At 55.9% G+C, this 5,004-nt stretch carries 5 protein-coding genes and 1 pseudogene; all 6 read right to left on the bottom strand.

All coding sequences use genetic code 11. The features are described from left to right. Nucleotides 1-543 (bottom strand): annotated as a pseudogene (locus tag G516_RS0113230) (phage late control D family protein); the annotation flags it as partial. Nucleotides 544-558: 15 nt separating this feature from the next. After that, the gene (locus G516_RS0113225) at nt 559-984 is read right to left on the bottom strand and encodes a phage tail protein (RefSeq protein ID WP_028294052.1); all 426 of its coding nucleotides are present in this window, start codon (nt 982-984) and stop codon (nt 559-561) included. Between the two features lie 3 nt (nt 985-987). Then, a complete protein-coding gene (locus G516_RS0113220; protein WP_028294051.1) occupies nt 988-3,831 on the bottom strand; it encodes a phage tail tape measure protein in 2,844 nt (947 codons plus the stop codon). Nucleotides 3,832-4,036: 205 nt separating this feature from the next. Next, nucleotides 4,037-4,150 carry a GpE family phage tail protein gene (locus G516_RS24460; RefSeq protein WP_084645055.1) on the bottom strand — a complete coding sequence of 38 codons (114 nt, stop codon included), beginning with the start codon at nt 4,148-4,150 and terminating at the stop codon, nt 4,037-4,039. Between the two features lie 8 nt (nt 4,151-4,158). Further along, complete coding sequence (locus G516_RS22455) at nt 4,159-4,497, bottom strand: phage tail assembly protein (RefSeq protein WP_084645054.1); 339 nt, start codon at nt 4,495-4,497, stop codon at nt 4,159-4,161. A gap of 45 nt (nt 4,498-4,542) precedes the next feature. Then, nucleotides 4,543-5,004 (bottom strand): phage major tail tube protein (locus tag G516_RS0113200; protein WP_028294050.1); only part of this gene is annotated, 462 nt, incomplete at its 5' end.

The following is a 5,004-nucleotide window of genomic DNA, read 5'->3' as shown; positions in this document are numbered from 1 at the left end:
GCCCTGACCGGTTGGCATAAATACCAGATTGCCTGATTTGACGGTGGCAACGGCGTCGACGTCGTCACCCAGGCGGCTGATGAGCGACAGGTCTGACTCGGTGGTTTGGTCCAGGTGATCAATGACGATCGCAGCCAGTGTGCTGCTGACCATCGGCGTGAGACTGTTGCGTTTGGCGATGTCCTGCAGGACTGCACCCAGGGTGGTTTCATCCCATGATTGTTCTCGTTGGGTTTTGAGGCTGGCGGTGATGTCGGCGCTGGTCGCGCGGATGGATACCGTGGTGGGCGGCCCCATGGTTTCGACGGTGTCGACTTCGAAGTCACCCATTGCGACATGGTTTTCGCTGCTGGCACTGGTGTCGGGGAACCAGAGTTGTAACGTGGCGCCGGGGTCTGGCATGGCCAGTTGGCCATCGTGGTTGTTGAGTTCGATGCTGAGTTCGTCGACGTCGTCTGTGCGGCGATCGGACAGGGTGCAGTTCAACAAGCGGCCATTGATGAGGCTGGTGATGTCGGTGCCGTTGGCGATTAGGCGAATCATGTTGTTGCTCTCCGGTTACAGAAGCGCCAGTGCCGATGTGTACAGCGCCAGCTTGTCGACCAGGTCGTCAGTGGTGCGCACCAGAGTGATGGAAAACTCTACTGCGCGAGGGGTGCCATCAGGAAACAGGCGTGTCGATGACTCTTGCAGGTCTTCAATGGTGAAAGCACCGAGCACCTGACCGGTGCCCAGCACAAATACGTATGCCTCGCCGGTGTCGGCCATGGCGCGCAGAACGTCGAGGCTGACCACTGTACCTGCGATGTCGTGTGTTATCTGGCCGTTGAGCGTGATCCGATCTTCACCGGGGCCGATGTACTCACTGGTTGCCCGTTGGCCGATGGGTTCGGACCGGGCATGGCGCCAGTTGGTTGAGCGCTGGCGATCGGATAGTGGGGCGGTTGTTAGACTGAAAACAAAAAGACCAAGACAGGCTTGCATGAATTACTCCGTGTCCCGCATGCGGGTGCGTTGGCGCATAAGTTGTTCGCGCGTGAGTCTTTCGATTTCAGATCGCACCATGGCGGCCAGCTGTCGTTCGTCCATGCCGGGGGTTGGATGGATGTGGATGTCGCCAATCTGCACGCTGATCGCACTGGCGGTGTTGCCAGTGAGATGCGGCCCTGCACTCGGTTCTACCGCAGCTACCGGGCCGATGGCGGTGGTACTGATGGCGAGTCCCGCTCCAATGGCGGTCAAGTTGCGTTGCAGCTTATCGACCGGCGAAAGGGCTTTGTCGGCGTTGTCGTTCAGACCTTGCTCCAGCCCTGCCATGACACCATTGCCGTGACTGGCGAATACCCGGGACGGCGAATGGATGCCTAGCTTTTCTTTGAACCATCCACTGACATTGCCGGCAACGTCACCAATGGTTGCGGACACATCAGGCAACAAACTTTTTATGCCTTTGATCAAGCCCTGCATCAGGTTGGCCCCAAACTCGGTAAATGTGCCAGGTAATTCAATGCCAATTTTGTTCAAGCTGGCTTTGATGATGTTGTAGAGCACACCGATGGGACTGTAGGTGTTGATCAGGGTTTTGATGGCCTGCAGGGCTTCGAGGAATACGTTTTTCAAAAACTCCCACAGCTTGATGAAGTACGGGCCGACGGTGTCCCAGTGCTCGTAGATCAGGTAGGCGGCGACGGCAATCGCTGTAACTGCGGCTGTAATGGGATTGGCAAGAACGATTCGTCCGACCCAAAGGATGGCTTGGCCCAGGAATTTCAAAGCGCCGATTAATACAGAGATGGCTCCTTTGGCTATCCATGCCAGCACTGAACCAAGAGATTTAACCATGGCGATGATGTAAGGGATGGTTTTGCCACCCAGCATTAAAAGATATTTTCCAAACGCCCACATCCCTCGAAGCGTTGCCCAAAGGCCTTTGGTAAGCCCGCGAATTGGCATGATGAGTTTACTGGCCACGATGGTGACAAAGCCAATGACCGTGGCCAGTGCACCAGCTGCTGCGGCTATGCCCGCAAAGGCAATGGCGCCTTTGAGAATCTGGCGGGTGAGCTCCGGATTTTCCTTGATCCACGCTGAGACTGCTCTTACGTTTTCGGTGACCATTTGCACCAGTTCGCGCAGCGGGCCATCGTTGGCGCCAGTAATTTCGTTACTGACCGACTGGATGGCGCTTTGCAGGCCGTCCAGATCACCCTGGATATTGTCGCCCATGATGGCGGCAATTTTGGCATTTTCACCTTTGACGTTTTTCAGGGTATCTGCAAATTTATCCAGCGCGGCCTTGCCTTGTTTTTCAATTAATAAGCTGACCCCCGAACCGGGTTCTTCTCCGAAGATGTCTTTCAGATAGCTGGCGACTGCGACGTTGCCCATACCTGCCGTGGCTTTGTTGATGTCGGCCAGGATATCGGGGATCTGGCGCAGGTTGCCGGCGGTGTCGGCGACCTGGACATCGAGTTCCTGCAGCGCCGTTTGTGCGGCTCCTGTTGGTGCCGATAGTCGCGTCATCATGGCGCGCATCGTGGTGCCTGCTTCACTGCCCTGAATGCCGATGTTGCCCAGGAACCCTGCCATGGCGGCGGCCTGTTCGAGGCTCATGTCCAGCCCGCTGGCCTGTCCCAGATATTTCATGGTTTCGCCGAGCATCTGCATGTCGACGTTAGCCCGGGTTGTGGTTGCGGTGAGGATGTCGGATACCCGCTGCATGCTGCCTGCGGCTTCGGCATCGATACGGAATGCGCCCGAGATGTTGGAGGCAATGTCGGCAGCTTGCGCCAGCTCGATGCGATTGGCTTTTGCCAAATCGAGCACGTCTTTCATGCTGGCCTTAATGGCTTCGGGGCTGTATCCAGCCCGGGCCAAAAATTCCTGTCCCTGGGCAACCTGAGTGCTGGTGAATGAGGTGGATGCGCCCAGATCGGCTGATTGGTTGTGCAGTGCCTGTAGGCGCGGGTCGTTGGCTTGCAGGCGAGTGATGGCTTGCACGGCACTTTTTTGAGCATCGTAATCGATGCCAGGCATCAGCGTTCCAGCTATACCTGTTAGCGCCTGCTGGCCTGCATAGGCCATTACAGCCCCGTGCCCGGCGATCTTCATGCCTGCCGTGTGCATGGCTTTTCTGGCCTGACGTGCTTTCGCCAGTGCCTTTTCTCTTTCGTTTAAGGCAGCGAGGGCGGCTTTTTGTTTTTCGATTGCGGCTGTACTTGCATCGAATTTGCGGCGCAAATCGGCAGTGCTGTCGGCCAGGTTGTCTGTGCTGATGCCGGCTGCGGTTAGCTTTGAGCGAGATTCTCCGATGCTGTTGTTCAGCAGTTTTTGGCGTTGATTCAACGCAGTGACTTTGCCTTCGCCCTTACTGATGGTATCGCGGTACTTTTTGAGTTTTGCGGACGATTTATCGGTTTGCTTTTGGAGCAGATTCAGTTCAGTACGAGTGCGTTCCAGTTCATCTCTGTATTGCTGACTGACGTCGTCGCCGCGAATGATGGACTGCGACAGTTCCTTGTAGCGTTTTTCTGTGGCGCGCAGCTCGCTGGCCATCTCTTTGTGCGTAGCCAGCTGCTCCTCGTGGGCCGTTCGATTCGCATCGATTGCCGCCTGGTTCTCTTTCAGGCTGGATGTAACGTCGGCCAGATCGGATTGCATTTGCTGCAATCCGGCGGCTGTTTTGAGCTGCTTATTCAGTTGCTTGTGTGTATCACGAGCCTCTTTGAGCGCTGCCGTGGCCTTACCACTTTGCTTGTGAATGCTTTTTAGCGGGGCAGAGGCTTTGTCGATTGTGTCGAGAATGACTTGTAGGCGCAGATCACGAGCCATGACAGATGGCTCCTGCGTTGAGGCTTACTGCTTGTTGATGCGATCGACCAGCGAATTGACCATCGTGAAACCGGCACTGATGAGTCCGATGAACATCAGTATGGCGATGACTGCAATTGACCAGGCTATGACGGTGCCCATGCGGCAGACCTTTGTTGAAGAGTTCGTTAACCATAAGGTACCTACTGGGTTTGTACAAGATCAATCATTCGGGCTTATAGCGGTCGATCGCCCGTTGTCGCCATTCCATGAGTTCTTCTGGGCTGAGTTTGTCCATGGCCTCTGGCGTCCAGTGGAACACCAGAGCGACGTCGGCCATGGCGTCTTCTACGCGGGCTGGGAGTCGGTATTCATCTCGCTGCCCGTGTCGACTGGCTCCTCCTTGACCGGCTCCTTCTCGACCGGCAGAAAAAAACGGCTGACACCTCCACCCAACTGCAGCAGATCGGACGGGTCGAGCGCTTCGACTTCTTGCTTGGTGAGCGACGGCAGGGTGATGCGAGGTAGCAGAGTGACCAATGAATTAACTTCCAGCTGCAGTACATCGGCCAGATTCAGGCCGCGTAACTCTCCTGATGCAGGACGTCGCAGCTGAATGTCGCTGATGGTGTTTTCTTTGCGTGCGATCGGGTTGTAGAGAGTGATGGTTTCGAATTGTTGTGCCATGGTTTGCGTCCCGGGTTAGTGAGTTGTGTTAATCAAAGAGGGCGGTTAAATGCCAATCGCGGAGCGATGCTCTTCGAGCAGGTCTTCACCATTCACGATCATCTTCATGTTGAGGATGTCGATTTCGATGACGTCGTCGCCGTCGATTGTGAGTTTGTAGTAACTGAGTTCTGTAACCGCTTTGAACTCTGTGGCATCCCCCTTTTTGGCTGAACCGGTATCCAGTTCGGAATGACGACCGCGCACGGAGATTTCTACCGCAGACGGTGCGGTTCCATCGTCGCGTTGGTAGGAGCCAGCAAAGCGGAGTCCAACGCCGTCGTGGCTTTGCAGCCCCCACTGGCGCAGGGCGTCTTCCATCAGGCCACCGCAGGTCCATTCCAGCTGCATGGCTTCGCCGCCCATGTCGGTTTTGATGGGCATATCCATGCCACCGGTTTGAAAGTCCTCCATCTTGCGCTGCAGCTTCGGCAGTGTGATCTCGCTCACTTCGGTCAGATAGCTGTT

Source organism: Oceanobacter kriegii DSM 6294, assembly GCF_000422845.1.
Classification (GTDB): domain Bacteria; phylum Pseudomonadota; class Gammaproteobacteria; order Pseudomonadales; family Oceanobacteraceae; genus Oceanobacter; species Oceanobacter kriegii.
Note: the sequence above shows the minus strand (reverse complement) of the source record. Positions and strands in the feature narration are given on the sequence as shown.